Genomic DNA, 381 nt, shown 5'->3' on the forward strand with positions numbered 1-381 from the left:
ATCCGGGCGCTTGCTGCGGCGCAGATGGCCGGGCGCTTCCACCAGGGTGATTTCGAGCGTTGGCCGAACGATGCCATCAAGCAGATGTCCACCCCGGGTGGTGCCATCGCTCAATCCCAGCACCGCATGGACGTGCAGGCTGGGCTTATCGTCATCACCCAGTGCGACATCGCCGATCGCGCTCAGAACCTCGCACTGTTCGTCGATAGGGATTTTGCGGTAGGTCTTCGCGTCCGGATCAAACCAGCCCACGGTGGCTTTTTCGAAAGCCCCTATGGCGGTCAGGGACGCGCTGCCGATCTTCTGGTCGACCGCGAAGGCGGTCAGTGCCGCGAACGCTTCTTCGCCTGGGTCGAGCACCAGGACAAATGTCCTTTGTCC

1 protein-coding gene is annotated in these 381 nt (G+C 62.2%); it reads right to left on the reverse strand.

The genetic code is table 11. The features are described 5' to 3' along the window. On the reverse strand, positions 1-381 hold a 381-nt coding region (locus tag EN969_RS35155), incomplete at both ends, for a PPC domain-containing DNA-binding protein (RefSeq protein ID WP_164758847.1).

Origin of the sequence: Mesorhizobium sp. M7A.F.Ca.CA.003.01.2.1, from assembly GCF_003998945.1 — a bacterium.
Lineage (GTDB): Bacteria > Pseudomonadota > Alphaproteobacteria > Rhizobiales > Rhizobiaceae > Mesorhizobium > Mesorhizobium ciceri.